Below are 24,818 nucleotides of genomic sequence, written 5' to 3' on the forward strand. Positions count from 1 at the left end.
CCCGGCCGCCCTTCCATAAGGCAACCGAGCAAAGCAGCGAGCGCCGGCTCAGGCGTCTTCCAGCCAATAGTCCTTGAAGTAGTTGTAATTGGTCGGATGCATCGTAAAATTCTTCAGGCGCTTGGTATAGGCGCTGAAGATCGAGCGATAGATCGGCTGCACTACTGGCCCGTCCTCGAGCAGGATCCTCTCAAGATCGGCCATGTGCTTGCGGCGCTGCTCGACGTCAAGCGTGCCCTCAGCGAGGGTGACGATCTTATCGAACTCAGGATTGGAGTAGCCGGATTCGTTCCAGGAGCCGCCGGTGCGGAAGCACAGGCCCAGCAGCATGATACCGAGCGGGCGGTGATTCCAGTCGGTGAAGGCGAGCGGCACCTTCTTCCAGATCTCCCAATATTGGGCAGCGGGCACGGGGTTCATCTGCACCCGGATGCCGGCTTCCTTCCATTGCTCGATCAGCGTCTGCACCACCTGACTTTCCCAGGCGGGCGACGACTTCAGATAGATCTTGGCGTCGATGCCGTTGGGGTGGCCGGCCTCCGTCAAGAGCTTTTTCGCGCGCGCGATATCACGCTTCAGCGGCTCGACCTTGGCATAATCGGGGTGGACCTTGGACACGAAATGGTGCTCGCCCGTGTAACCGAGGCCGGCGAGGCCGAGCTCCAGCACCTTGGTAGCATCCACCGCAAGGCGCATGGCGAGGCGCACGCGCGCATCGTCGAAGGGCTTTTCGGTGACACGCATGCGCGCCGAACCGGTATTGGCCGTCTGCGCCTCGTAGACCTCGATCTCCGGCAGGCGCTTGGCGGCATCGAGCGTGAGGTTGTCGAGCCAGGGCCACCCATCCACCTGGCCCGAGGCCAGAGCCGCCAAGTGTGCGTTGGGATCGTCGCCAAGGTCGATGAGTTCCAGCTCCTGGATATAGGGACCGTCTCCCCAATATCCGGCACGTGCCTTCATCACGCAGCGCTGGCCCTGCTGATATTCGGCGATCTCGTAGGGGCCTGTGACGGCGGAGCCCACCTTGAACTTGCCGCCGTCTTCCGGCGCCATCATGAAAAGCTGCTTGTGGAAGAGATTTTCCGGAACCGTGAGCTGCGGATTGCGGCCATTGAGGCGCACCGTGTGGGAATCGACCTTCTCGATGGCATTGGCGTCCCAGAGCCGGTGGCTCATCTTGGCCTTGCCCTGCCCATCCTTCTGGCCGGTATCGAACTGCTCCATGAGGAAACCGGAAAAGAGGCCGACCGTCGCGGAGCCGGTGGCAGGATCGAGCGCTCGCTTCAGATTCCAGATCACGTCGTCGGCCACGAAGTCGCGGCCATTCGACCATTTAACGCCCTTGCGGACATGAAGTGTCCAGGTCCTGAGATCAGGGCTCGCCTCCCAGCGCTCCAGAAGCAGGGGGCGAGTGACATTGTCGGTGCCGGTGAGAGTGAGCTGTTCGAGCGTGGAGCGCACGAACATGTCCTGGCCCCAGCTATAGGTGTGCGGATCGGAAATATCGCCGAGGCGCAAGGCCAGACGCAGCTTGCCGCCCTTGCGCGGCTTGGCTTGCGCCAAGGCCGACATCGGCTCCACGAGCCCGATCATGGCATAGGCGGCCGCCGAAGAGACCCCCAGCAAGGTGGCGCAGCGCAGAAACTCGCGGCGCGCCAGCCCCTTCGTCGCCACCTCATCCTTTAATCGCGCAATGCGGACATCAGTCTCACCGGCTTCACCCATCCCGCACTCCTGCCCTTCGCTGCCCCGGCACTCACGGCCGGTTTCTGGATAAAAAGTATCTTATAAGAGCATAAAGCTATCTTGCTATACTTTTTCCGTCAATGAGCTATTTTTGACCTTATTGGGCCCGGGTTGCTTTCAGGAGAAAAATCGGGCTTTAGGCCAAGCGGTTTCGGACGACACGACAAGGCAAGACAAGGAAGGTATGGCGACGATGGATGCGCGTATCCCGACGAACAAGGCGACGGGCGCCCTGAAGACCAGCCAGTCGCAAGCCCGCGTCGCACGACTGCCGGCGACGTCCTTCACGCCAGTGGGAACGGAAACGGCGACGCTGAACGTGGGCGCACGGATCAGAGCCCTGCGCCGTGACCGCAAATGGACACTGGAAGCCGCCGCCAAGCATTTCGACATCGGCCGCTCCACCCTGGCGAAGATCGAGACAAGCCAGATGTCCCCGACCATAGGCCTGCTGCAGAAGATCGCGCACGGGTTCGAGGTCGACCTGATCGACCTCCTTCAGACGAAGAGCGCGCCGGCGGCAACGGGGCGTTTCACCATCACTCCGGCCGGAATGGGCGAGCGCCACGAGACGCCGCAGCATTTCCATGAACTGCTCTGCTCAGGCCTCGCCAACAAGCGTATGCTGCCGTTTCGGAGCCGCATAAAAGCGCAGCGCGAGCGCAAGTTACCGCCGTTTTATCGGCACGAAGGAGAGGAGCTGATATTTGTGCTCGAAGGCAGCGTTATCTTGCACAGCGAGCATTATGCTCCCACGGAACTTGGTCCCGGCGACGCTGCATATATCGACGCGCACATGGGCCACTGCTTCGTCACCAAGGGTGACGAAGAGGCCACGGTTCTATTCGTGATTGCAGAATAATTCTTGCTACCCATCATGCGCATACCCGGTCGTAGCAGGACTGCTCCGCGCTGAGCGGCTCTGCCTCAACCTGATGCATGACCAGCTTCACGGCCATGTTGGACACAACATGATGGTTGGCCACGTTAGCGGCTTGCGTCCAGACGGGGCTACCTTCGGCAGAGTTCTGTAGGCCCTATAGGACCTGAGCCATGGCGCTCCCTAGGGGATACGCATCTATAACAACAATAAGTAAACAAAATCAAATATTTACAAGTTATCTTGATTTCAATTCATACCATCATTCCTACCATAATTCATACCATAAGGTAACTACTCATTTTTGGGGCGTTGAACGTCCTCCGATCAAAGGCCACTGCTCGTACAGCCGCAGCGAACGGGTATTGATCGAGCTTATGATCATTACCGCAGCAATAGGGTCGCGGATGCGAGCGGCGCGCTCATGGTAGAGCCCGAGGTTGCGCTGATCTTCTTGCAGGGCGTGGAAGCCCTGCTCGTATTCCAGCAAGATAGCTGGGCATGGGCCTTGATCAGCCGGATCGGACGAGGGCCGGATCCCGAGAAAAGCTTACCAAGCTCGTCCGCCGCGAGATCGAGATAGCTTGCCGGATCGATGGCGAGGTCCGCCGCCACCCAGGACGTTGAAGGCCCGCTTTCGGACGGTGCGATGACATCGGCGTCCGCCGCTGAGCTTGGCCTTAACCCGACTCGGATACCGTCGCGTTCCTGGCAATCCAATTCGCAGAGGCATAACAAGCCAAGGCTTGGATGCAAATAAGCCGTTGATCGGCTCGACACGGGAACTTTCGCTTGAGACGAACGGTTTTTCATCCGCAATCCCTGCTCTGATGCGAGGCTGACGACATGGCGCCGCGCGCAATCTGGAAAGGCGTCTTCAAGGTCGCCGAAGTCACCTGCCCGGTGGCACTCTACACTGCCGCCTCAACCGGCGAGCGCATCTCCTTCCACACTCTGAATCGCAAGACCGGCAACCGAGTGCATCGCCAGTTCATCGATGAGGTCACCGGGAAGCCGGTCGAGAAGGATGATCAGGTCAAGGGCTACGATCGCGGCGATGGCGACTACATCGTGCTCGAGCCGGAGGAGATCGCCGAGGCCACGCCAGAAAGCGACAAGGTCCTCGACGTCGCGACCTTCCTGCCCTGCGACGAGATCGACGACCTGTTCTTCGACCGACCCTATTACGTGACGCCGAGCACGCCGATCGCGACCGAGGCCTTCATCCTGATCCGCGACGTCATGGCGAGCCGCAAGACAGCAGCCCTGGCGCGGACCGTGATCTTCCGGCGGATGCGCTCGATTCTGATACGGCCGCATGAAACCGGCTTGATCGCGACGACGCTCAATTTCGACTACGAGGTCCGCCCGGCGGAAAGCGCCTTCGACGACATCCCGAAGCTAAAGATCGAAGGCGAGATGTTGGAACTCGCCGAGCACATCATCCGCACCAAAGCTGGCCGCTTCGACCCCGAGGCTTTCCACGACCGCTACGAGACTGCGCTGGCAGAACTGGTCAAGGCGAAGATCGAAGGACGCAAGATCAAGCCGGTGAAGCGGCCGGAGCCGGCGAAGGTGGTCAATCTTCTCGATGCTCTCAGACAGAGCGCCAAGAGCGGTCAAGGCGATGGCAAATCGGCTGACAAACCCGCCAAGAAGCGAAAATCCGCCCGCAAGACGGCCGCGAAGACCGAACCACAGCGCAAGGCGAGCTGATCACTTCCGCGGTTCGAGGCTGCGCTTGAGCGCATCCATGATGCTGATGACATTGCCCTCGCTGGCGGCAGGCTTGGTTTTCCGGGCCGGCTTGCGGCCTTTCTGCTTGGCCTTGATGAGATCGAGCAGTTCGTCCTGGACAGGGTCCTGCGCAAGCTCCGGCGACCAGTCCTTCGTGCGCGAGGTGATCAGCTTCTCCATGAGCGCGCGCATGTCGGGCTCGGACTTCGCCTTCCTGATATCAGCGAAATAATCCTTCTCGTCGCGGACCTCGTCGCCATAGCGCAAGGTCCATAACACAATGCCCCTGTCGCGCGGCTCCAACAGGACGGCACGCTCGCGCCGGTAGAGGACCACGCGAGAGATGCCGACCGTCCTGGTCGCCTTCATCGCCTCGCGAATAACGGAGAAGGCCTCGTCGCCGATCTTGCCGTCCGGCACGAGGTAATGCGGCGTGTCGTACCAGATCCAGCCGACGGAGGAGCGCGGCGCGAACAGCTCGATATCGATTGTGCGCGTGCTCTCCAGCGCGACGGCGTCGAGCTCGTCATCCTCGAGCATGACGTAGTCGTCATCCCCCTTGGGATAGCCCTTGACCTCGTCGGAATCGGCGACCGGCTTCCCGGTGACGGCGTCGACGAAGCGGCTTTGGATGCGGTGCCCTGTCTTGCGGTTGAGCGTGTGAAAGCGGACCTTCTCGCTTTCGGAGCGCGCCGGCGTCATCGCGACGGGGCAAGTCACGAGCGAGAGTTTGAGATAGCCTTTCCAGAATGTTCGCTGCGCCATGGAAGCCTCTCCAATCGGACGCGAAACGCATCGACGGCCGATCCGTTCCGATGCTGCGGAGGTCAATCAGGAACGGCCGAGCTTCCTGATCGCATGGGCTAGAGGCCGCTCGGCCTCGTCATAATCCGCCCAGGCCTTGCTTGCCGCCAGCAGCTTCGGAACGGTGCGGATGGTGTAGCGGGCGGGATCGAGACCTGCCTTCACCTGCGGCCAGGTCAGCGGCATCGAGGCATGCGCGCCGGGTCTCGCGCGGGGCGACACGGGTGCGACCGCCGTCGCCATACGGTCGTTGCGGAGATAATCGAGGAAGATGCGCCCTTGGCGCAGGCGCTTGGCCATGTTGACGACATAAAGCTCGGGCTCGGCGGCAGCGATCTCCGCGCAGACGCGGCGCGCGAAATCCTTGGCTGCCGGCCAGTCCGGGCCGCCCCGGCGGGGTTTTTCCAGCGGCGTCACGACATGCAGCCCCTTGCCGCCGGTGGTCTTGCAGAAACTGACGAGGCCGAGAGCATCGAGCCGCTCCTTCATCGTCCTGGCCGCCGCGATCACGGCGTCGAAAGGAACGCCCGGGCCCGGATCGAGGTCGAAGACCAACCGCCCCGGAACCTCCGGCTCACCCGGCCGGCAATTCCAGGGATGTAGCTCGATCCCGCCGATCTGTGCGGTTGCGATCAGCGCCTCGATCCGGTCGATCTGGAGATAGGATTTCCTGTCGCCGGAAATCTTCACCAGCTCGAACAGGCTGGAAGTGCCGAAGCCGGCATGGCGCTGGAAGAAGACCTCGCCCTCGATCCCGTCGGGTGCCCGCAATAGCGAACAGGGCCGGCCCTGGATATGCGGCAGCAGCCAGGGCCCGACCGCTTCGAAATAGCGGGCGAGGTCGAGCTTCGTGACAGGCTTGCCATCCTCGGCATCGGGCCAGAGCGGCTTGTCGGGCTTGGACAGCGGCACGCCGAGCACATCGACCCGACCGCCACGTCCCGGCGCGGGCTTGGGCGGTTCTGTTTTCTCCGGTGGCGCCGGCAAATCGGTCTCGACCTCCGCCGCCGGCTTGTCCTCCCGCAAGCCTTTGAAGGCGGCCTGCCGAACCATGCCGTCGCCGGTCCAGCCCGCGAATTCGATCTCGGCGACGAGGACGGGCTCGACCCAATGCACCCCCGGAGCTCGCCGGGGCGCGCCCTTGCCGGTGAAGGGGGAGGTCTTGGCCTCGCGTTCTTTCAGGTGCGGCAGCAGCTTCTCGACCGCGGCCGCGCCATAGCCCGTACCGACCCGGCCGATATAGATGAAATGCGGACCGCGATGGACGCCGACGAGCAGTGAGCGAAACTTGCCCGCCGTGGTCGCCCAGCCACCGATGACGACCTCGTGGCCCGCACGGCATTTCGCCTTGGTCCAGCTATCATTGCGGCCGGAAACATAGGGCGCATCGCCGCGCTTCGAGACGATGCCCTCCAGCGACAGGCGGCAAGCGGATTTCAGAACGGCGTCGCCGCCGGTCTCGAAATGCTCGACATAGCGCAGCGTGGCGCCATCGGCCGCGTCGTCCAGCAGCGCCTCCAGCCTTTGCTTGCGGGCCAGCAGCGGCTGCTCGCGCCAATCCTCTCCATCGAGGACCAGCAGGTCGAAGGCGAAGAAGACGAGGTTTTCGGTTTGCTCCTCGGATAAGGCCGCCTGCAGCGCGGCGAAATCGGGCGCGCCATGGTCGTCGAGCGCGACGATCTCGCCATCGATGACGCAGTCCGGCAGGCCCTTGAACGCCTTGGCCACGGCCCCGAACCTCTTCGTCCAGTCGAGCCCCTTGCGCGTCTTCAATGTGACCTTGCCGGCAGCAACACGCGCCTGGATGCGATAGCCGTCGAATTTGATCTCATGGACCCAGCCGCTGCCCGCCGGCGGCCGCTCGACGCTCCGGCAGAGCTGCGGCGGAATGAATCCGGGCAGATCGGCGGTAGCGGCGCGGCTTGCTTTCGAGGGACGGCCTGTCGCCCTGGCCGGTTTCGGTCTTTCCGCGCGTGCCTCTGCCGCCATGCCCTGCTTGCTGTCCCAGACGGCATCGGCATCGACGGCCTGCGCAGCCATCAGAAAAGGCCTGGGCGAGCGTCCTCGCCCGGCCGCGATCGCCTTCATCGTCCGGCCCGAGGCGACCGAGGCGTCGGCTTTCAGGACCGCATCGCCATCGGAATCGACCGCGTGATCGTCGCGATGCTTGATCAGGAGCCAGTTGGTGCGCTTGCCGCCGTCGCGGTCATGCTTCATGCGCACCAGTACGAAGCTACCCTGCAGCCGCTTGCCATCTAGCGTGAACTTGAGGTCGCCCTTTTCGAGCTGGCGCTGCGGGCTGAGCTTGCCCTCCGGCTCCCAGTAGCCGCGGTCCCAGAGCTGAACGGTTCCGCCGCCATATTGGCCTCTCGGGATCGTGCCCTCGAAATCGCCATAGGCGAGCGGGTGATCCTCGACCTCGACCGCGAGGCGCTTGTCGCCGGGATCTAGCGACGGCCCCTTGGTCACGGCCCAGGACTTGAAGACGCCATCCAGCTCCAGCCGAAGGTCGTAATGGAGCCGCGTCGCATCGTGCTTCTGGATGACGAAGCGCAGGCGGTTTGAAGGAGCCACCGCGATCGCGTCGCTCGGTTCCTTCGTCTTCTCGAAATCGCGTTTGGCGCGATAGGCTTGCAGCTTGCCGGCCAAGAATACGCCCTCGCCTGTCGGTTTGCCTCAGATGATCGGCCGGCCGCCGGTGACCGCGATGGTCGCGCCCGAGACATAGCTGGAGAGCGGATCGGCCAGCATGACATAGGCCGTCGCGAGTTCGGCCGGCTGGCCGGGACGCTGCATCGGCACCTGCTTGCCGAACTGGCTGACGCTTTCCGGCGGCAGGGTCGACGGGATCAGCGGTGTCCAGATCGGTCCCGGCGCAACCGCATTGGCGCGGATATCCTTGTCGGCGAGCAATTGGGCGAGCCCGCCGGTGAAATTCTGGATGGCGCCCTTGGTCGCCGCATAGGCGAGCAGGCTGGGATTGGGCTTGTCCGCGTTCACCGAGGCCGTGTTGATGATGCTGGAGCCCGGCTTCATATGGGGAACGGCGGCCTTGGTTAGGTAGAACATCGCGTGGATGTTCACCGCAAAGGTCAGTTGCCATTCCTCGTCCGAAATCTCGTCGATCGTATCGAAGCTCGCCTGATGCGCGGCATTGTTGACGAGGATGTCGATGCAGCCGAACTCCTCGAGGGCCCGCTTGACGATGGCGCGGCAATGGGCGGGATGCTGGATGTCGCCGGGCATCAGCACCGCCTTCTGCCCGGCCTTCGTGATCCAGTCGGCCGTCTCGGCCGCGTCCTCGTCCTCGTTGAGATACGAGACCAGGACATCCGCCCCCTCACGCGCGAAGGCGATGGCGACGGCCCGGCCGATGCCGCTGTCGCCGCCGGTGATGACGGCACGCCTGCCCTTGAGCCGCCCCGATCCGACATAGCTCGTCTCGCCATGGTCGGGCCGCGGCATCATCGCGTCTGTCTTGCCCGGCATCGGCTGTCGCTGTTCCGGGAACGGTGGCTCGAAACGCGCTGTCATGGCAACTCTCCTGCTTGCGGAAGCCGGTCGAGCCCCCGTCCGGTGGTATCAGTGCTTGGAGGCGTGCTCCGGTTTGCCCTTGCGCTTGGTCGAAGCCATCTTCTCAAGCTCGGTCTCGCTCATCGACTTCTCCATCGATTTCGAGGCGCTCTTGAGCTCGCTCTTCTTCATGTCGCCGCGCTTGGCCGCCAATGCGGCGCCCGCGGCCTTCTGCTGTGCAGCTGATTTCGCAGGCATGGTATCCTCCTTCACTGGGACGATCGGGTGACGGCCTCGATCTTGTTGCCGTCGGGATCGAACACGAACGCCCCGAAATAGTGGGCGTCGTATTCGGGGCGAAGACCAGGCGCACCGGCATCGTGGCCACCATGGGCGAGAGCGATGCGGTGGAACGTCTCGACGAGTTCGCGCCGACCAACCGCGAACGCGACATGCATGCCGTTGCCGCGCGTCGCCGGCCGGCCGTCGAGCGGCGTCTCCACGCTGAACAGGATGCTCGCGACGCCGTAATCCGCCGAGTGCTCGTCGCTCTTCAGCAGCCGCAGGCCGATGCAGCCGAGGACACTGTCGTAGAAGGCACGAGCCCGCGCGATATCGCTGATGCCGACGGAGACGTGGTCGATCATCGCCTCGCTCCCTCGCGGGCGGCGAGCACGTCATGGAATTCCGGGTGCCGATGCGCCCAGTCGGCGACGCAGCTGCAGGCGGGTACGAGGCGCTGCCCGCGCTCTCGCGCCAGGCGGAAGACCCCTTCGACGAGACGCTCGCCGATGCCCCGTCCGCGAAAGGTCGCGGGCACCTCGGTATGGGAGACGACGAGATAGTCGTCGAGCCTGCGATAGACGGCAAAGGCCTCGCCGCCCGGAAAGCTCATCACGAAACGATTGGCGGCCGGATGATCGGCGATCGCCCAGTCCGGTTGGTCGAGCACCTGCATGGCCGCTCCTATCTCGATGGGGCTGATAGCGAGTCGAACACGCCGGCCGGCAGCAGGTTCCCGCTCGCCGGCTCGAATTGCGCGAGGTCGAGCAGCTCGCGCAGGCGAACTCGAAACGGCGATTGTGCGCGGCCGATGCCTGTTCCAAAAGTCTCGGCTCTCATTCGCCGACACCCGCCGCAGGCTTGTCGTCCGGCTTTACCCGCGGCTTGTCGGCGTCTCCGGTATCCTTCTCGGGATCGGGATCAATTGAGACCTTCGTGGTGGCGTCCTTGCCCGGATCGCCTTGGATCGATTTGACGCGTTGCTGCTCTTCAGGGCTGAGCTTGTTGCCATCGCCGTCACGCATGGGTGCCTCGCATCTGGATGCCCCCTGGAGGTGAACGGGCTTCCGCCCCAGCGGTTCCGGTCTCACTCGCTGCTCGGCGCGATTTTCTCCGTTTGCTGCGGTTAGGAACCAATCCGCCCTGACCACGGTTTGCCTGTCACTTTCGCTCATCAACAGGAGGGGCTCGTGGACAGCATCATTTACCTCGTCGGTCTCGTGGTGGTCATCATGGCCATCCTGTCGTTCCTCGGTCTTCGATAGGAATTCGCCATGTCCATGTCTGGAACAGACGTCGTCGTCGCCCCGGTCACCGTGAACAAGGAGAACCACTCCTATGTGCAATGGGGACCGATCATCGGCGGCGCGGTGATCGCGACCGCCATCTCCACCATCATGACGGTCTTCGGCTCGGCGATCGGCCTGTCGATGGTCTCCGCCGATTTCGAGAAGAGTTCGAGCGCGACCGCCCTGGCGATTGCCGGCGCCCTCTGGGCGCTATGGGTCATGGTGTCCGCGACGGTGGCGGGAGGCTATCTCGCGGGGCGCATGCGCCAGCCGAGCTTCGACGCCAACGGAGAGGAGCGCAAGGTGCGCGACGCAACGCACGGCCTGCTCGTCTGGGCAACCGGAGCGCTCCTGATCACCATCGTCGCGACATCCTCGCTCTTCAGCGCGGCAAAGACGGCGGCCAGCGGTGTCGCCAGCGCGAGCTCTGGGGTAGCCTCGCTGGTTTCCCAGAACATCGATCCAATGGCGATGGCGCTCGACAACATCATGCGCGCCAACGGCCAGCAGCCGCCGACCACCCAGGAACGCGAGGAAGCCTCCCGGATCTTCGTCAGCGCCCTCGCGAATGGCAGGATCGAACAGGGTGATCGGGACTATCTCGCCTCGCGTCTGGCCGCCCGCTCCGGGATCAGCGAGCAGGATGCGCAGAAGCGGATCGACGACGCCTATGCGCGGATTTCGCAGGCCAAGGAGACCGCCAAGCAAGCGGCCGAGCGTGCCCGCAAGACCGCGGTACTGACGGCGTTCCTGACGGCCGCAGCACTGCTCGTTGGCGCCGCGGCGGCCTCGTGGGCCGCCACATTGGGCGGGGAACATCGGGACGAGAACCTCCGGGTCGAACCGACCCTCTGAACGGCTCCTCGATCAGGCAAGCCACCCTCGGCCCGCCGCGGCGGGCCGAGTCTTTTCATCTCACCCGAACGGATCGCAGCGCGTCGGCGTTTCTCCAGCATCACGATCGGAAAGGACATGCGATGAATGAGGAGCAACCCAAGAGAAAGGGCAGCACGAACGGCCCGACGGAACCCAATCAGCGGCCGCCCGAGCGACGCGAAGGCCCTGCGAAAGAGGCTGTGAAAGGACCGGCTGTGATTTCGGAGGGGAATGCCACACAGCGGGAGCGCGACGATCGCCGGAAACGAGAAAGGTAAGATCGAGGCCGGTCGGTAAGGCCGGCTTCGCGTAGCGGAGAGGGCCTCGACCTCCAGCGACATGATGATGGCGAGCGCGTTATTCCGCGGCTTCGGACCTGTGCTGCTTCGCTTCTGCCGCGGGAACCAGCAGCTTCGCCCGATTGCCCTCGATCGCGACGATCAGCCCGATATCGAGATAGTAGTGCGTGCCTCCGGATGACGGGTCTGACTTCTTGAGCTTGAGGAGCGTTCCGGACACCGCGTCGACCGTGCCGACATGCACGCCGTCCGAACCCACGATCTCACGACCTTCTCGAACCTGTTCGATGAATCATGGCGATCTCCTTTGCTGGAATCGCAGCCCCTCCATCGCGGCTCTCCGAGCAATGACGGTCCGCTCCCTTCGAAACCGGCCCTTTGCCGCGTAGATCAGGAGAGCTGTGGCCGTGAAAAGGCCGCGAGCCCCTTGCCGTCGATGACTTCGATCCGCGCCCGCGACGAGCGGATCAGACGCTCACCTTCGAGAACATGGAGCGCGACCGTCACGCCGGAGCGGCGCACGCCCAGCGTATGGGCGAGATCGTGATGAGTGATCGGAATGATGTCGCTCGCCAGGGTCTCGCCGCAGCGGGTGATCCAATGCGCAACGCGCCGCTCCAGCGACAGCGCCACCGTGCGAGCCGCTTCATCGAGATATCGGCCAGCAGCCCGCAGGGCATGGAACATCAGCCGCTCGCGCAATCCGCCATCCTCGCGCAGGAGACGCCGCAAGGTTTGAGGAGCGACGCAGATGAAACTGCCGGATTTCAGAACCTTCGCGGACATGTCTGCGAACTCCGGAGCGAAGAGCTTCTGGATGCCGATCGCATCGCCACGACTACCGAAGCCGATCTGGAACCTCGCCTGCCCGCGCTGGAGCACCAGGGTCGCAATACCGTCGATCGGGAAATAGATTGCGTCGGCGAGCGGAAGCTCCGCGCCGGCCTCGAAGCGGATACGCCGGGCAACCGGCCCCAGCAACTCATCCAGGCTTCGTTGCCGCGTATCGTCAATCTCGGCGTTTCGGGGGCTTTCCCGATAGCGAGCATTCATGGGCGCCTCCGTTGGGAAGCGGCAGCGTCACCTGAACCAGACCCGATGGCACTAACATGGGTTAGATGACGAGAACCGCGCGGCTGCTCATCCCGGCCGCCCTCGCGATGGCTGATCAACGCAGCGCGAAACGAATAGGTTCAGTCGTCCCGGTCGAAGCTTTCGGAAAGATCGAGACGCAACGCATAGACGGTCTTTCCGTCGCGGTTGCGGACCGATACGCTGATCGGCCGGCTGCCGCCATCATCGGTATAGTCCCGGATCATGTCGCGGACCGCCCGCCGGGCTTCGGCACAGGCGCGGTCATAGGAGGCGAACTCAGTCCCGATGCCATCCCGGACGTCGAGCATCCCGTCAAAGGTATCGATGAAATAGCGTGTCATGGTGCAGCTCCTGCACCTGTCTTGCGCCTCAGCGCGGTTCCTGGGTCAGGTTCAGATAAGTCTTGTCGAAGTCGCCCAGAGCGACCAACCGATCGAAGTCAATGATTTCGACCTGTTCGCCATTCCAGTCAACCACGCCGAGCCCGCGCAGCTCCTGGAGCGTCCGGTTCACGTGCACGGCCGACAGCCCGACGACATCCGCCAACTCGGCTTGCGTGAGGCGGAAGGGAAAGCTGTGGCCCGATACCAGGCCGACGATCTCCATCCGGGTCCAGAGCTCGCAAAAAAGATGAGCCATATGCTGCATGGCCGTGCTGCGGCCGAGACAGGCGATCCAGGCGCGCTGGATGGCGCCGTCGATTGTTGTCATCAGCCAGAACAGGCGCCCAAGATGCGGAGAGGCATCGATGATGCGCCGGATTTCGGCATGGGGCACGAAAATGGCGGTAACCTCGGTCAGGGCGACGACAGCGTGGTCCATCCGCTTGAGCACGAAGCTATGCAGATCCACGAAATCGCCGGCGACGTGCAGGGCGCTGATCTGCCGCTTGCCCTCGGCCGTGACCATCTCGCGACCGGAAATGCCCTGGACCATCAGGCGGCTTTCGCCGGGCTGCGTCTTGGCCCGCACGATCTCCTGCCCGCGCCGGAAGCCCTGGACGCGCAGTTGCGCAGATGACAGCAACGCCAGCTCGTCGGGCGACAACCGGTCGCGCCGCTCCAAGGTTCGAATAAACGGTCGCAGCCTGTTCATCGCACTTCCAATTCGGCGAATTCCGGCGGCGTGAACGACGCTGCCGTGAATCTCCGTATGGACGCAAAAAGCCGGCTGGGGATTTACCTATGTTAGTGGATGGCGCCGTCTTCACAGGTGTCGGAAGGCGCACCGGAGCGGCTGCGAACGAAACCGGCGCGGGCGCGTTGCCGGGGAACGAGCACCTGTGGGAGCGCCGTTTCATGCGAAAGGAAGATCGGCAGGACAAGAAGGTCCGGATCGGGCTGTCCGGCTGGACCTATGCGCCCTGGCGCGGGCATTTCTACCCGATAGGGCTGGTGCAGAAGCGCGAGCTTTCCTACGCAGCCGATCAGTTCCCGGCGCTGGAGGTCAACGGTACCTTCTATGGCCTGCAGAAGCCCGAGGTTTTCGGGCGCTGGAAAGAGGCTGTGCCCGACGACTTCGTCTTTGCGATCAAGGGCTCGCGCTACATCACCCATGTGCTGCGGCTCCGGGATGTCGAGACGCCGCTGAGCAATTTCCTGGCATCCGGCCTGCTCCGCCTCGGCTCCAAGCTCGGGCCGCTGCTCTGGCAGTTTCCGCCGAGCTTTCGTTTCGATGCCGCGCTCATGGAAAAGTTTCTGAAGCTGCTTCCCAAAGATACGCAGGAAGCCGCTACACGCGCCAAGCGGCACGACGAGCATCTTGATGGCCGGGCCTGGGTCGAAACCGATAAGAAGCGCCCGCTACGGCATGCGGTCGAGATTCGACATGACAGCTTTCGCGATCCCGCTTTCATCGATCTGCTGCGCCGCTATGGAATCGCGCTCGTCTGCGCCGACACAGCCGACTGGCCGTTGCTGATGGATCTGACCGCCGACTTTGTCTATTGCCGGCTACACGGCTCCAAGGAGCTCTATCGGTCTCGTTATGACGAAGCTGACCTGGAGCGCTGGGCTGCGCGCATTCGTGCCTGGCGTTCAGGGCAACCGATGCGGGACGGCGATTTCGCCGCAGATCAGAAGAGCGCCACCGATCAGCCACGCGACATCTACCTGTTCTTCGACAACACCGACAAGCGACATGCACCGCAGGACGCGGCTGTCTTGATGCGCATGCTCAGCATCGCCTGGCCCGAAGCGGCAAAGCCCAAGGCAGCATAACGGGTTTCAGTCGCCGGCTCCGTGCAGAAGCCGGTGCGCCGCCGGGTCACTAAGCTGCGCCAGGGCGAATGTCAGCGCGGCCTGCACGGCAAGATGCGCCAACGCCGCCGGCGCAAGTTGCCCGAATTCACAATGGAGGCTCGAAGCATTCCCGGCCGCGGCGAGGCCGACGAACACCCGCCCGATGGGATTGCCGTCCTCGTCGGGCTCGGCACCGGTAACCCCGGTGATCGCCAGCGCCAGATCGGCACCGCCGCGCTCAAGCGCGCCCCTGGCCATCGCCTCGGCGACATCGGCATGAACGGCCGTGCATGCGGCGAGCAGCTCCGGCGATACGCCGACCAACTGGGTTTTCGTAGACTTGGTGTAGGTGACGAAGCCGCCTGCCAGGACGGCGGCCGCTCCAACCGCTCGCGACAGGCGATGCGCGAGCATCCCGGCTGTGCAGGATTCGGCTGTGACCAGGCGAAGTCCACGGTTTGCCGCCAGCCCGATGAGCCGATCGGCCAGTGTTTCGATCTCCTCGAACCGAGCGGTCACTACCTGTTCAAGATTGATGCTCTCTGACATAGCGATGGTCCGTATGGCGGCCGGCATAGTCGCGGTCGATCTCGTCGATCAGCCGATCGCCGCCATCCCGGTCGACCTTGCGCAGGATCGCATCGAGCTTGGCCTCCATGCGGTCGTCGCCCTCCTTCGATTGTGGCGAGCCGACATGCAGGAGCATCGCGAGCCCGGCGACCTGCCAGATCAACTGCAGAAATTCGGACTGCCAGTTCTCCAGTGTGTCCCGCATCATCTCGATAAAATAGCCGTTGAACTCGGCGTTTTGGCCAAGAGCACCCTGTTCCTGCGCGTAGGCGAACCAGCCGAAAATCCAGTGGCCGACAAGGCTGATCAGGAAAAAGCCGCCCGTGACCCAGACAAAGCCGTAGCGCGACCAGATCGTGCGTCCCATCTCGCATTCCTTGCCTGCGGCAAACCGCCTGGCCGCTTGCCGTACCCTCCCTGCCGACAACGTGCCGCATCGCCGGCAGGGTGGCACCCAGCCTTAAGGCCAGATGCCGGCAATGGTTACGCCGCCTGCTTGTTGACGGAGGTCATGCCGAGCTTCGTGAGAAGCTGATCGGTCTTCTCCTCCTCAGTGAGCGTCTGATCGAGGAGCTTGACGGCATCCTTCAGCCCAAGTTGCTGCGCCCAGGCCTTGAGCGTGCCGTAGCGCGCGATCTCGTAATGCTCGACGGCCTGGGCCGCGGCGACCAGGCCGGCATCAAGGGCCGGGCTGCCTTCGAATTCCTCGATGATGCCCTTGCCTTCCTCGATGATTCCGAGAATGGCGTCGCAAGTCTTGCCACGCGGCGCCTTGCCGATGGCCTCGAAGATTTCGGTCAGGCGCTCGACATGGCCCTCGGTCTGCTCGCGATGAGTCTCGAAGGCCTGCTTGAGCTCCGGCGCGTTCGCTGCCTTCGCCATCTTCGGCAGCGCCTTCAGGATCTGCTTTTCAGCGTAATAGATGTCCTTCAGCGTATCGAGGAAGAGATCGTCGAGGGTTTTCGGTTCGCTCGGCATGATGGTCTCCTGATCCATGAATTGCGGACGAAGCCCCGCCTTGCGGCGGGGCCCGAAGCGAGGCGGCTAGACGACCGGCGGCCGATAAGGCGCCGCGGTCTCGTCGAAGCGCGACCAGCCGCCAGCGCGGTATTCGGCGAGCCTCTCGTCGCGATTGATGGGTGTCGCGCCATCGAGAATGGCCTGGACGGCGGGGACATCTTCGTCGGCGGTCCGCACCGAGACGACCGTTCCACCACGCCGCACCGTCTCCGCATAGTAATTGGCATCTTCCTCGCTATGTCCGGCACTGGTGAAGGCACCGATCAGGCCACCAACTGCCCCGCCGGCAACGGCGCCGGCCGCTGTCGCAGCGAGCCAGCCGGCTGCGACCACGGGGCCGATACCGGGAATGGCGATCATCCCGATGCCGGCGAGCAGGCCGGCTGCGCCGCCGAGAGCCGCACCGATGCCGGCGCCCTCCCCGGCATTGCTGTCGTCGACCGACGCATGGCGGCCGACCACGCTGATATCGGCGGAACTCACGCCTTCGGCTTCCAGCGCTTCCACGACGGAGCGGGCGGTTTCGTAGCTGTCATAGGAACGGGTGAGTGTCTGGGTCATCTCGCTCTTCCTTTCGATTACTGGCGGGTGATGTTGCCGCGATAGTCGACGCTGACATTGACCTGGGCGCCGCCATGCGTGGCCATCCCCCGCCAGACGCCGTTGTCATCCTTCTTCAGGCCGGTGACCTGCGAATAGCCGTTGGCTTCGAGGCGGCTTTTCGCCTGGCCTTCGGTGAAGCTGTTCGCGCCAGGCAGCGGTGCATTCTTGTCCGCTTCCGCACCGGGCGCCGGCTTCGGCGAGGTCGTGGAGGTCTGCGCGAACGCGCCGAACGAGGTCATCGCCGCCAGAAGCGACGTGAGCACGAGCTTTCTCATCATGATGTCCCTGAATGGAGAGCGGCTGGCGCCGCGGGATGCTCAATCGAACATCATCGCGAGCAATTCTGTTCCGGCCTGGCGCAGCAGGTCAGCATGGCCACGCTCCTAATGCATTGATTTGCAACGAGAACCCAGCGCTCATCCGAGCCGGCGCGCTAGATATGTTCACTGATGGTTTTGTACGCTCGCGTACATCATCCAAATCCCAGGAACGGGGGCGGAACACAATGGTTGTGGCCCTCGCCCTATGGAGGGCCATGGCAGGGTCGATCTCCGGCCCATCATATCCTTCGAAACCGGGGAGCGACGGGTTCTCTCCAATCACGCGCGCTAGCTGCGGCGCCACTAACATATGATAACGAAACTTGACTGGCGCGGACCTACAAAAATCCATGCCGTTCAGTTTCGCATCACCTGAGGATCTGGTTCGTCTTGAGCGCGCGCTTGAACGAGCCTGGGCGATCGTCGAGGCAAGACACGGCCACGATCCGCTCAAAGCCCCGGGTGAGAGGGAGCGGCTCGCCTACATCGTCGCAACGCTGTGGCGCCAGGGTGAGCAGGAAGATGTTCCAGCCAAGGCGGCGGAACAGTTCCAGACGACCGCTCCGCTTCTGCCGCCGCTCAGAACACCAAATAACGAGCCGTCTCCATAAGGAGGTCGCCTACGCCAATGTATTCCAATCCAATCGCATGGTGACCGCTGGCCCGCAGGGAACCGCATCATGCTGTCTTCTGTTGTGATGGGAGACTGGGGGTTAATCGGGAGATTGACCTATGAAGAAGACCGTACTTGCTGCTGCTGTCGTGCTAACCTCGACGATGGCATTCGCCCAGAATCCTGAAGGCGCACGTGGGGGCGCTGCGGCGGGCGCCGCGACTGGCGCGGTTGGCGGAGCGATTGTGGGTGGTCCGGTCGGAGCCGTAGTGGGCGGCGTTGGAGGCGCCGTCGTCGGGGGCATCGCCGGCGACGCCACACCTCGTTTCAAGACCTATGTCCAAGCCCACGAAGTGCCGTCGTACACCTATCGCGAGGACGTGCGCGTCGGTGCGGTGCTCCCTGAGAGCGGGGTGACGTATCGCGAAGTCCCGACCGAGTTCGGTTCGCACGGCTATCGCTATACCGTGGTGAACGATCGGACTGTCATCGTCGAGCCGAAGACGCGCAAGATCATTCAGGTCATCGAATAACGACGCCGGATTCACAGCTCAAGCTCATCATGTGAACCGCGTCGGAGATCCCGGCGGGGTTCTTCTGTGCTGGATGCGATGGAAGTCAGCGGGCAGGACGTGGAGGACGAAGCGGCGGAGGGGGCTAGTGCGCCGTCAGCGTCATGATCTTGTGCCAGATCTTTCCGGGTGAGCGAGCCTGATAATCCTTCCAGCGATCGTGATCCCCGTCCTCCCATGTCGACGAGGCGGCTGTTGGCGATGGCGACGCGCTGGGGATAGCGGTGAGGGTGAGATGTACCCGAAAGGCCTCGGCGCCATCGAGGGGCGGTGGCGTAGAGGGCCTAGTTTGCCCGCCACAACGGCACCCGCATGGCTGGGAAGGCGTCGGCTTCGGCGAGTGGAGCGAGGTCGCTATGGGAAGGCAAGCCGCTCAGACAACAGGCGCGAGAGCACGCACGAACAAGACGAAGCCGGGGCGAGGAAATTCAGCGCGCGCCGTCCGGCTACAGGCCGCCACCGGCGCGACGATCTGGAGATGGTAGGATATCGCCGATCACTAGGCGCACTAGACGCCGGTGAAGCCGATGTGCTTGCCGTCATAGGACGCGAGGTGGACGTGCCGATACGGATCGCCGTAGCATTTAACCATATGAACTCGATCTCTGTTCGACGACGACGAAATTATTCGTTCAACGGACGGATAACGGCCGACATAAAACCAATTGCAGTTCGTATTGCGTATCGAGGAACACCCAGGCCACGAAGGACGTTTCTCGGGAAAACCGGAGGGTGCGATGCGAACTCGCCTGATTATCCTGGCCACATCTATCGCCCTGATTGGCGGGGCGGCAGCTCAGTCGATCCATCCACCGACAAGAGAGGGCTTCGGCGCCAAGCCGGATTCCGCTGAATCACAACGGGAGCGCATCCCGGAGCCTCCCGGCGCAAATCGGCCTGAAGCTCAGGGCGGGGCCAATTCCGAGCAGAACCGCGAATACGGGAAAGAAACCCAGCCGCGGAAGAAGGGGCTCGAAGAAGGGCTACCTCGCGGCTCTGCTCCATAGTCCCGGCCAGGTTCCCCGGCTAAAACTGGATCTTGTTCGCGTCCATCTCGATCACGACAACCAAGCCTGGCGGTAGCCAGGCGAAATGGGTTTGCGCGCCCAGCTGAGACCTCAGTGCTCGATCGACAAGTTCGCTGCCAAAACCTCGCTTCAGCGGCTCGCCGACCACCAGCGGCCCACCAGTTTCCGCCCAGCGCAGAATGACGGTCTTGCCCGATATGCGTGCATCGATTTCGACCGACCCTGCTGGACTCGACAGGGCACCGTGCTTGACTGCATTCGTCGCCAGCTCGTGAAGAACCAGAGCGATTGCCGTTGAGGCGGAACGGCCGACCTCGATGTGATCTCCAGCGACCGTCATGCGTGGGTTTAAACCGGAGTTATATGGCGCCACCAGCCTGCCGATGAGGTCCAGCAGATTGTCCGCTGGCCTTTTGCCGCTCTGATCCAGAACGATGCCGTGGGCTCGGTTCAAGGCTCGAATTCGTCCAACGGTCTCCTCCGCAAATTTTGCGGATGCAGGCTCCGCGCGCGCCGCCATCGAGATCAGGCTGCCGATCACCGCGAAGATGTTTCCGATGCGGTGCTGCAATTCGCGGGCGATCAGCTCTCGCTGTTCTTCGGCAATACGCCGCGCTGTGATGTCGATATGCGCACCGACCAGCTTGATCGGCTTGCCCAGTTCATCGCGCTGGATTTCAGCCTTGGCAAGGATCCAACGAATTTCGCCGTCGGAAGGTCGGATGATCCGGTATTCCGCCTCGTACTCCGTGTCGGCGCCAAAGACGCTTCGATGAAACTGACTGACGACGCGATCCCGGTCTTCCGGATGGATGCGCGCAACCCAAGCCTCATGAGTTTCGTTTGCGGCTTCCGGCGGTAGCCCATGAACAGCAAGATACTCAGGCGATCGGCTGTTCCGAAATGCCCCTTCCCGCAGGTCGACTTCAAGGCCGCCGATCTGTCCAATGCGCTGGACGCGAGCGAGTTCTTCCTCGCGCGAGCGTAGCTGCTTTAGTGCCTCGTTGAGCGGCAAGTTTCGGCCCCCAGCCTGACCGCGGAACTATCAGAACAACGATACGTGCATAGGGGCATCTGGTTCCTCGCCGTCGTCATCTTTTTCACGCCCGGTGCAGCAATGTTAGCGATCCGGCGAGAAGTGGTCATTGTCGCTCCATTGTCGGCTCCGACGATGCCGTCATCCAGATTCCACCACCGAGCGAGAGAGCTGCCAAACGCCCGTATGCGAGCTTCAAAAAGGCCCCTTTGTGTCGATCGTGAATTGAAAAGGGAGATGCCGGTTCAGCCGCGGCCTCTATCACCGGGTCGTCCGAGGTACCCATACGTGTTCAAGGCCTCGACCGGGAGCAGCCGGTACATCCGCGGCTCGCTCTCCGGTCGAAGGCGAAAGAAGCGAGCCGGCAGGCTGGGGGAATGATGCGCCGGCTCGCTTCTGGTGGTCATCTTGGCAGAGGGTCCACCGCTATCGTCGATGGGTGCAACGACGTAGCAGCTCTTAAACAGGCTCGTGCATCTTGAGTTCCGGCAGATCAAAAATAGTTCGCCGCCGCGCATCACCGCTGCCAGTAGCGCTCCCATGCTCGCTCGGCCAACTCCTCCTCATCGTAGGAAGCATGAGCAAGCGATGCGATGATGAACACAAGACGGGCGTGCTCGCGTTCGCGATCCTCCTCGATGACCAGCCGCTTGATACGACTCCAGGCTATTTCGAAGGCGCCCTGAGCGCGGGCGATGTCGGCGGGGTCGCTGAAGGACGAGAAAGGCATATCGAACTCGGCTAGGCACAACATGCAACCTAGCCGGGCATCAGGGACTCTCAATATCAAATGTTAATGCCCGGCGTCGCGGAATTGCAGGTCGCACGGAAATCCGAGCAGCTTACAACAGAAGCTTTGGCAAGACGTATCCGAGGAATGCGAATGCCAAGATTCCTGCAACCAGGATGAGAACGGCTGCAAGACGATTGAGCTTGGAGCGGGATGCATCCGCCTGCACGAGCAACTTCAGCAACCCGCGCACGGGGCCGATCCGGCGAGGAGCCAGGGAGGCGCCTTCGGCGTCATCGGCGCTCGCGACCCTCTTCATCTCGTCGACGGCAGCCATGCGGACCTCGTAGCGGTTCTCGGGCGGCCGCGGAGACCGTTCCCTCCATTCAATGGAGTCGCGAACGGTCCGTAGGCGGTTTCGTTCCTGCGATCGCTGTCGTCATTCATCGCGATCCCCGGAACGAACCCCGGACTGTCCGGTTCAAGAGCCATGTCCCACCTGACAATCCGTAACGAGCAGGACCTCCAAGCGGCTCTGCGGCGCGCACAGGACCTCATCGGCTGTATGGGCAGCGACAAGGAGCACGAGCTTGCCGAGCTGGAGGAAGCTCTTGACCTTTATGCCTGCTTGCTATGGGCGGAGGCTCATATCGCAAATGACAACAAGCCGAGCGATTGATCCTGCTGGCCTCTAGCGCCCCTGCAGAGTGAAGCCTCGGAAATCGACATAAGCGACGGCTTGAATTCTGCCTGAGCCTTTTCACGAGCCGCCTCGGCACGGGCCGGATCGATCGGGTCGATTGCAAAGGGCATGGCTTCCCTCGGCGCGGCGGCGCCTTCGATCCTCAGTCGTTCATGCCGCCAGCAGGCATCGCTCTTCTGAGCTCCCCTCCCTGCGATCCGGCCCTTGGCGACGATGGGCTGATGCGGACTTTGGGCCGATACGACATCTCCGGGCGCTCGCCGCCGCCCGACGGAACAGACATCCAAAAGGAACTTCGGGCAATGCTCTCTGTTTTGCTTGGAACCGTGCCGCTGGGGGATCCATACGGCGCTACCTCCCAACGAGATCGATGTCTCGCGTGCGCTGTCCAATGCTCTGGAGCGCCTGATGCCCGACACCGTCTCCGATTTCGTTTGGACCCGACTCCACCAATGGGGTGTCAGACGCGTCTACGGTTATCCGGGCGATGGTATCGGTGGATTGATCTCCGCCCTGCAGAGGCGCGAAAAGGATATCGAGTTCATCCAGGCTCGGCATGAGGAAATGGCGAGCCTGATGGCGTCGGGCGAGACGCGCGTCACGGGAAAGGTCGCGGTCTGCATCGCGACCTCGGGCCCCGGCGCGGTACACCTTCTCAACGGTCTTTATGATGCGCGGCTCGATCACCGGCCGGTTCTCGCCCTGGTTGGACAACAGGCTCGCTCGGCGATCGGCTCGCATTATCAGCAGGACCTCGATTTGCAATCGCTCTTCAAGGATGTTGCTGGCGCCTATGTCGAGACCGCATCCGTGCCGGCGCAGATACCGCATCTGATTGATCGCGCGTTCCGGATCGCGCAGGCAGAGCGGCGCGTGACCTGCGTCATTCTGCCAAACGACCTGCAGCTCGAAACCATGGAAGAGCCGGCTCGGGAGCACGGCATGACGCATTCAGGTGTCGGCATCGACATCTCGCCGGTGGTTCCTGCCGAGCCGGCGCTGCAGCGTGCGGCCGATGTGCTCAATGCAGGCGAAAAGGTCGCAATCCTGGTCGGTGCTGGGGCACTGGGCGCGACCGATGCCGTGATCGCCACTGCCGAGAAGCTGAAAGCGGGAGTTGCTAAGGCGCTGCTGGGGAAAGCTGCAGTCCCGGACGATGTCTCGTTCTGCACGGGGTCGATCGGGCTGCTCGGCACAAAGGCCAGTTGGGACTTGATGCAGGACTGCGACACGCTGCTGATGGTCGGTTCGGGCTTTCCATACACCGAGTTCCTGCCGAAGCCGGGACAGGCCCGCGGTGTCCAGATCGACATCGACGCAGGCATGCTGGGCCTCCGGTATCCGATGGAGGTCAATCTCATCGGCGACGCGGCGGCGACGCTGAAGACTCTCCTCCCTCTGCTGAAGCCCAAGGCGGACGGCGAATGGAACGACGATCGAGGCGAATGTCAGCGAAGCCTGGCAGGAAGCCAGGGACAGCGCGCTCGTCGAAGCCTCGCCGATCAATCCGCAGCGTGTTGCATCGGAATTATCGGATCGCCTGCCGGACCACTGCATCGTCACCGCTGACAGTGGGACGACGACCGTCTGGTATGCTCGGCATCTCCGATTCCGGCGCGGGATGATGGGGTCGGTTTCCGGCACTCTCGCCACGATGGGCTGCGCCGTTCCCTATGCCATCGCCGCGAAGTTCGCGCACCCTGACCGGCCTGCCATCGCGCTGGCGGGCGACGGCGCCATGCAGATGAACGGCATGTCCGAACTGGTGACCATCGCCAAATACTGGAAGCGATGGTCCGATCCCCGATTGATCGTCATGGTGCTGAACAACCGCGAATTGGCCTATGTGACCTGGGAAGAGCGCATTCAGGCCGGCGATCCGAAATGGCCCACCAGCCAGGATCTCCCGGACATCCCTTACGCCGATATCGCGAAGCTCATGGGACTGGGCGGTCGCCGCGTTGACGATCCCGAGCAGGTCGGTCCGGCCTGGGACGAGGCGCTCTCGGCCGATCGGCCCTTCGTTCTGGACATCGTGACCGACCCGAACGTCCCGCCGCTGCCGCCCCATATCACCTTCGCTCAGGCACGAGGCTTCGCCGGCGCACTGGCTAGCGGGGACCCCGAGGCCGGCAATGTGGTGACGAGCACCGCTCGCTCCCTCCTCGCAACGCTCCTGCCATCGCGGAAAGGCCGCTGAAACATGGCTGCGAGCCGTTGTAATCACCAGCCTCAAACAAAGATTGGATCTGCAGATGTCGCTCACGGTTCTGGCTCTCAATTGCACCTTGAAGCCCGATGGCGCGTCCTCGACCCAGCGCATCCTCGAACTGGCTTTGGGAGAGTTTCCGGACGACTGCGAGCGCGAGATCGTTCGTGTCGCTGCACTCGACCTCAAGCCAGGCGTCTCTTCGGATGAAGGCGATGGCGACGACTGGCCCGCGCTCAGACGCAAGATCGACGCTTGCGATATCCTGCTGATCGGCACCCCTATCTGGCTGGGGCAGCCGTCGAGCGTGGCCAAACGCGTACTGGAACGCATGGATGCCTTTCTCGACGAGTCGGATGATCAGAACCGAACGCCTGCCTATGGCAAGGTCGCAGCCATCGCCGTCGTCGGGAACGAGGACGGAGCCCATCACGTCTCCGCCGAAATCGGCCAAGCATTGTTCGATGTCGGGTTCACGATCGCCGCGGGAGGCCCGACCTACTGGGTCGGCGAAGCGATGGGCAGCGTGAATTTCATCGACCTCGATCAGGTTCCCGAAACGACAGCGAAGACCAACCGCATGCTCGCCCGCAATGCGGCCCATCTTGCCGGGTTGCTCAAGCGGCATGCCTATCCTGGTTATTGAGCGCGAC

General features: G+C 63.0%; 29 protein-coding genes and 1 pseudogene. 9 read left to right on the top strand and 21 right to left on the bottom strand.

All coding sequences use genetic code 11. The features are described from left to right. Nucleotides 1-48: 48 nt before the first annotated feature. A complete protein-coding gene (locus J0I42_RS06410) occupies nt 49-1,725 on the bottom strand; it encodes an ABC transporter substrate-binding protein (protein ID WP_291653903.1) in 1,677 nt (558 codons plus the stop codon). Nucleotides 1,726-1,930: 205 nt separating this feature from the next. Here J0I42_RS06410 and J0I42_RS06415 point away from each other — a divergent pair, with 205 nt between their 5' ends. Next, nucleotides 1,931-2,608, top strand: coding sequence for a helix-turn-helix domain-containing protein (locus J0I42_RS06415; RefSeq protein WP_291653905.1), 678 nt, complete (start codon nt 1,931-1,933; stop codon nt 2,606-2,608). A gap of 316 nt (nt 2,609-2,924) precedes the next feature. On the opposite strand, the gene J0I42_RS06420 is transcribed toward J0I42_RS06415, so the two are convergent. Next, nucleotides 2,925-3,116, bottom strand: coding sequence for a hypothetical protein (locus J0I42_RS06420; RefSeq protein ID WP_156407019.1), 192 nt, complete (start codon nt 3,114-3,116; stop codon nt 2,925-2,927). 356 nt (nt 3,117-3,472) lie between these two features. Here J0I42_RS06420 and ku (J0I42_RS06425) point away from each other — a divergent pair, with 356 nt between their 5' ends. Then, nucleotides 3,473-4,342: a non-homologous end joining protein Ku gene (gene ku, locus J0I42_RS06425; RefSeq protein ID WP_291653909.1), complete on the top strand. Its 870-nt coding sequence runs from the start codon at nt 3,473-3,475 to the stop codon at nt 4,340-4,342. Here ku (J0I42_RS06425) and ku (J0I42_RS06430) read toward each other — a convergent pair whose 3' ends face one another. From ku (J0I42_RS06430) to J0I42_RS06460, 7 genes are all read right to left on the bottom strand, one after another. After that, nucleotides 4,343-5,128 carry a non-homologous end joining protein Ku gene (gene ku / locus J0I42_RS06430; protein ID WP_291653911.1) on the bottom strand — a complete coding sequence of 262 codons (786 nt, stop codon included), beginning with the start codon at nt 5,126-5,128 and terminating at the stop codon, nt 4,343-4,345. Between the two features lie 66 nt (nt 5,129-5,194). Next, entirely contained in the window at nt 5,195-7,816 is a 2,622-nt protein-coding gene (gene ligD, locus J0I42_RS06435; RefSeq protein ID WP_291653913.1) for a DNA ligase D, read from the bottom strand. A 27-nt stretch (nt 7,817-7,843) separates the two neighbouring features. Beyond that, nucleotides 7,844-8,701: an SDR family oxidoreductase gene (locus tag J0I42_RS06440; RefSeq protein WP_291653915.1), complete on the bottom strand. Its 858-nt coding sequence runs from the start codon at nt 8,699-8,701 to the stop codon at nt 7,844-7,846. 48 nt (nt 8,702-8,749) lie between these two features. Then, nucleotides 8,750-8,938 carry a DUF3008 family protein gene (locus J0I42_RS06445; protein WP_291653917.1) on the bottom strand — a complete coding sequence of 63 codons (189 nt, stop codon included), beginning with the start codon at nt 8,936-8,938 and terminating at the stop codon, nt 8,750-8,752. Between the two features lie 11 nt (nt 8,939-8,949). Continuing rightward, complete coding sequence (locus J0I42_RS06450) at nt 8,950-9,327, bottom strand: VOC family protein (RefSeq protein ID WP_291653919.1); 378 nt, start codon at nt 9,325-9,327, stop codon at nt 8,950-8,952. Beyond that, nucleotides 9,324-9,638, bottom strand: coding sequence for a GNAT family N-acetyltransferase (locus J0I42_RS06455; protein WP_291653921.1), 315 nt, complete (start codon nt 9,636-9,638; stop codon nt 9,324-9,326). Before J0I42_RS06455 ends, J0I42_RS06450 begins: the two co-directional genes overlap by 4 nt. A gap of 160 nt (nt 9,639-9,798) precedes the next feature. Next, nucleotides 9,799-9,987, bottom strand: coding sequence for a hypothetical protein (locus tag J0I42_RS06460; RefSeq protein WP_291653923.1), 189 nt, complete (start codon nt 9,985-9,987; stop codon nt 9,799-9,801). Nucleotides 9,988-10,242: 255 nt separating this feature from the next. Between J0I42_RS06460 and J0I42_RS06465 the strand changes: the two genes are divergently transcribed. Continuing rightward, a complete protein-coding gene (locus J0I42_RS06465; RefSeq protein ID WP_291653925.1) occupies nt 10,243-11,106 on the top strand; it encodes a hypothetical protein in 864 nt (287 codons plus the stop codon). A gap of 378 nt (nt 11,107-11,484) precedes the next feature. Here J0I42_RS06465 and J0I42_RS06470 read toward each other — a convergent pair whose 3' ends face one another. The 4 genes from J0I42_RS06470 to J0I42_RS06485 form a co-directional block, all read right to left on the bottom strand. Further along, complete coding sequence (locus J0I42_RS06470) at nt 11,485-11,715, bottom strand: DUF2171 domain-containing protein (RefSeq protein ID WP_082617295.1); 231 nt, start codon at nt 11,713-11,715, stop codon at nt 11,485-11,487. A gap of 101 nt (nt 11,716-11,816) precedes the next feature. Continuing rightward, on the bottom strand, nt 11,817-12,479 hold the full coding sequence (locus J0I42_RS06475) for a Crp/Fnr family transcriptional regulator (protein ID WP_082617294.1): 663 nt from the start codon (nt 12,477-12,479) through the stop codon (nt 11,817-11,819). Nucleotides 12,480-12,619: 140 nt separating this feature from the next. Further along, the gene (locus J0I42_RS06480) at nt 12,620-12,862 is read right to left on the bottom strand and encodes a DUF6894 family protein (protein WP_061966372.1); all 243 of its coding nucleotides are present in this window, start codon (nt 12,860-12,862) and stop codon (nt 12,620-12,622) included. Nucleotides 12,863-12,890: 28 nt separating this feature from the next. After that, a complete protein-coding gene (locus tag J0I42_RS06485; protein ID WP_291653933.1) occupies nt 12,891-13,568 on the bottom strand; it encodes a Crp/Fnr family transcriptional regulator in 678 nt (225 codons plus the stop codon). 251 nt (nt 13,569-13,819) lie between these two features. Here J0I42_RS06485 and J0I42_RS06490 point away from each other — a divergent pair, with 251 nt between their 5' ends. Further along, nucleotides 13,820-14,740, top strand: a complete 921-nt coding sequence (locus J0I42_RS06490) for a DUF72 domain-containing protein (RefSeq protein ID WP_291653935.1) — start codon at nt 13,820-13,822, stop codon at nt 14,738-14,740. Nucleotides 14,741-14,746: 6 nt separating this feature from the next. Here the strand turns inward: J0I42_RS06490 and J0I42_RS06495 are convergent, their stop codons facing one another. The 5 genes from J0I42_RS06495 to J0I42_RS06515 form a co-directional block, all read right to left on the bottom strand. Next, a complete protein-coding gene (locus tag J0I42_RS06495; RefSeq protein ID WP_162260081.1) occupies nt 14,747-15,310 on the bottom strand; it encodes a CinA family protein in 564 nt (187 codons plus the stop codon). Beyond that, entirely contained in the window at nt 15,288-15,698 is a 411-nt protein-coding gene (locus tag J0I42_RS06500; RefSeq protein WP_061966368.1) for a DUF6766 family protein, read from the bottom strand. The genes J0I42_RS06495 and J0I42_RS06500 overlap by 23 nt, the downstream gene beginning before the upstream one ends. 116 nt (nt 15,699-15,814) lie before the next feature. Beyond that, entirely contained in the window at nt 15,815-16,309 is a 495-nt protein-coding gene (locus J0I42_RS06505) for a YciE/YciF ferroxidase family protein (protein ID WP_061966400.1), read from the bottom strand. Between the two features lie 66 nt (nt 16,310-16,375). Beyond that, nucleotides 16,376-16,912, bottom strand: a complete 537-nt coding sequence (locus J0I42_RS06510; protein ID WP_291653944.1) for a hypothetical protein — start codon at nt 16,910-16,912, stop codon at nt 16,376-16,378. Nucleotides 16,913-16,929: 17 nt separating this feature from the next. Continuing rightward, on the bottom strand, nt 16,930-17,217 hold the full coding sequence (locus tag J0I42_RS06515; RefSeq protein ID WP_306223182.1) for a PepSY domain-containing protein: 288 nt from the start codon (nt 17,215-17,217) through the stop codon (nt 16,930-16,932). Nucleotides 17,218-17,597: 380 nt separating this feature from the next. Between J0I42_RS06515 and J0I42_RS06520 the strand changes: the two genes are divergently transcribed. Together J0I42_RS06520 and J0I42_RS06525 are read left to right on the top strand one after the other, a co-directional pair. Continuing rightward, nucleotides 17,598-17,885, top strand: coding sequence for a hypothetical protein (locus tag J0I42_RS06520; protein ID WP_291653946.1), 288 nt, complete (start codon nt 17,598-17,600; stop codon nt 17,883-17,885). Between the two features lie 121 nt (nt 17,886-18,006). Next, complete coding sequence (locus tag J0I42_RS06525; protein WP_061966364.1) at nt 18,007-18,420, top strand: DUF1236 domain-containing protein; 414 nt, start codon at nt 18,007-18,009, stop codon at nt 18,418-18,420. 1,065 nt (nt 18,421-19,485) lie between these two features. Here the strand turns inward: J0I42_RS06525 and J0I42_RS24095 are convergent. The 3 genes from J0I42_RS24095 to J0I42_RS06545 all read right to left on the bottom strand — a co-directional run bounded on the left by J0I42_RS24095 (nt 19,486) and on the right by J0I42_RS06545 (nt 21,590). Further along, on the bottom strand, nt 19,486-20,502 hold the full coding sequence (locus J0I42_RS24095) for a PAS domain-containing protein (protein ID WP_465247646.1): 1,017 nt from the start codon (nt 20,500-20,502) through the stop codon (nt 19,486-19,488). Nucleotides 20,503-21,040: 538 nt separating this feature from the next. Beyond that, complete coding sequence (locus J0I42_RS06540) at nt 21,041-21,253, bottom strand: hypothetical protein (protein ID WP_291653948.1); 213 nt, start codon at nt 21,251-21,253, stop codon at nt 21,041-21,043. A 112-nt stretch (nt 21,254-21,365) separates the two neighbouring features. Continuing rightward, on the bottom strand, nt 21,366-21,590 hold the full coding sequence (locus J0I42_RS06545) for a hypothetical protein (RefSeq protein ID WP_291653950.1): 225 nt from the start codon (nt 21,588-21,590) through the stop codon (nt 21,366-21,368). A 153-nt stretch (nt 21,591-21,743) separates the two neighbouring features. On the opposite strand from J0I42_RS06545, the gene J0I42_RS06550 reads away from it, so the two are divergent. The 3 genes and pseudogenes from J0I42_RS06550 (at nt 21,744) to J0I42_RS06560 (ending at nt 24,811) form a co-directional block, all read left to right on the top strand. Next, nucleotides 21,744-21,932, top strand: a complete 189-nt coding sequence (locus tag J0I42_RS06550; RefSeq protein ID WP_291653952.1) for a hypothetical protein — start codon at nt 21,744-21,746, stop codon at nt 21,930-21,932. A 432-nt stretch (nt 21,933-22,364) separates the two neighbouring features. Beyond that, nucleotides 22,365-24,156: pseudogene (locus J0I42_RS06555) on the top strand (thiamine pyrophosphate-requiring protein). 55 nt (nt 24,157-24,211) lie between these two features. Continuing rightward, nucleotides 24,212-24,811: a flavodoxin family protein gene (locus J0I42_RS06560; RefSeq protein WP_291653953.1), complete on the top strand. Its 600-nt coding sequence runs from the start codon at nt 24,212-24,214 to the stop codon at nt 24,809-24,811. Nucleotides 24,812-24,818: the final 7 nt, after the last annotated feature.

The sequence above is a fragment of the Allobosea sp. genome (assembly GCF_017308015.1).
Taxonomy (GTDB): domain Bacteria; phylum Pseudomonadota; class Alphaproteobacteria; order Rhizobiales; family Beijerinckiaceae; genus Allobosea.

What these genes read in the sequence shown, in the direction of transcription:
- J0I42_RS06410 (WP_291653903.1), bottom strand. Translation starts at nt 1,725, where the DNA reads ATGGGTGAAGCCGGTGAGACTGATGTCCGCATTGCGCGATTAAAGGAT.
- J0I42_RS06415 (WP_291653905.1), top strand. Translation starts at nt 1,931, where the DNA reads ATGGCGACGATGGATGCGCGTATCCCGACGAACAAGGCGACGGGCGCC.
- ku (WP_291653909.1), top strand. Translation starts at nt 3,473, where the DNA reads ATGGCGCCGCGCGCAATCTGGAAAGGCGTCTTCAAGGTCGCCGAAGTC.
- ku (WP_291653911.1), bottom strand. Translation starts at nt 5,128, where the DNA reads ATGGCGCAGCGAACATTCTGGAAAGGCTATCTCAAACTCTCGCTCGTG.
- J0I42_RS06440 (WP_291653915.1), bottom strand. Translation starts at nt 8,701, where the DNA reads ATGACAGCGCGTTTCGAGCCACCGTTCCCGGAACAGCGACAGCCGATG.
- J0I42_RS06445 (WP_291653917.1), bottom strand. Translation starts at nt 8,938, where the DNA reads ATGCCTGCGAAATCAGCTGCACAGCAGAAGGCCGCGGGCGCCGCATTG.
- J0I42_RS06450 (WP_291653919.1), bottom strand. Translation starts at nt 9,327, where the DNA reads ATGATCGACCACGTCTCCGTCGGCATCAGCGATATCGCGCGGGCTCGT.
- J0I42_RS06455 (WP_291653921.1), bottom strand. Translation starts at nt 9,638, where the DNA reads ATGCAGGTGCTCGACCAACCGGACTGGGCGATCGCCGATCATCCGGCC.
- J0I42_RS06460 (WP_291653923.1), bottom strand. Translation starts at nt 9,987, where the DNA reads ATGCGTGACGGCGATGGCAACAAGCTCAGCCCTGAAGAGCAGCAACGC.
- J0I42_RS06465 (WP_291653925.1), top strand. Translation starts at nt 10,243, where the DNA reads ATGTCTGGAACAGACGTCGTCGTCGCCCCGGTCACCGTGAACAAGGAG.
- J0I42_RS06475 (WP_082617294.1), bottom strand. Translation starts at nt 12,479, where the DNA reads ATGAATGCTCGCTATCGGGAAAGCCCCCGAAACGCCGAGATTGACGAT.
- J0I42_RS06480 (WP_061966372.1), bottom strand. Translation starts at nt 12,862, where the DNA reads ATGACACGCTATTTCATCGATACCTTTGACGGGATGCTCGACGTCCGG.
- J0I42_RS06490 (WP_291653935.1), top strand. Translation starts at nt 13,820, where the DNA reads ATGCGAAAGGAAGATCGGCAGGACAAGAAGGTCCGGATCGGGCTGTCC.
- J0I42_RS06495 (WP_162260081.1), bottom strand. Translation starts at nt 15,310, where the DNA reads ATGTCAGAGAGCATCAATCTTGAACAGGTAGTGACCGCTCGGTTCGAG.
- J0I42_RS06500 (WP_061966368.1), bottom strand. Translation starts at nt 15,698, where the DNA reads ATGGGACGCACGATCTGGTCGCGCTACGGCTTTGTCTGGGTCACGGGC.
- J0I42_RS06505 (WP_061966400.1), bottom strand. Translation starts at nt 16,309, where the DNA reads ATGCCGAGCGAACCGAAAACCCTCGACGATCTCTTCCTCGATACGCTG.
- J0I42_RS06510 (WP_291653944.1), bottom strand. Translation starts at nt 16,912, where the DNA reads ATGACCCAGACACTCACCCGTTCCTATGACAGCTACGAAACCGCCCGC.
- J0I42_RS06525 (WP_061966364.1), top strand. Translation starts at nt 18,007, where the DNA reads ATGAAGAAGACCGTACTTGCTGCTGCTGTCGTGCTAACCTCGACGATG.
- J0I42_RS06540 (WP_291653948.1), bottom strand. Translation starts at nt 21,253, where the DNA reads ATGCCTTTCTCGTCCTTCAGCGACCCCGCCGACATCGCCCGCGCTCAG.
- J0I42_RS06545 (WP_291653950.1), bottom strand. Translation starts at nt 21,590, where the DNA reads ATGGCTGCCGTCGACGAGATGAAGAGGGTCGCGAGCGCCGATGACGCC.
- J0I42_RS06550 (WP_291653952.1), top strand. Translation starts at nt 21,744, where the DNA reads ATGTCCCACCTGACAATCCGTAACGAGCAGGACCTCCAAGCGGCTCTG.
- J0I42_RS06560 (WP_291653953.1), top strand. Translation starts at nt 24,212, where the DNA reads ATGTCGCTCACGGTTCTGGCTCTCAATTGCACCTTGAAGCCCGATGGC.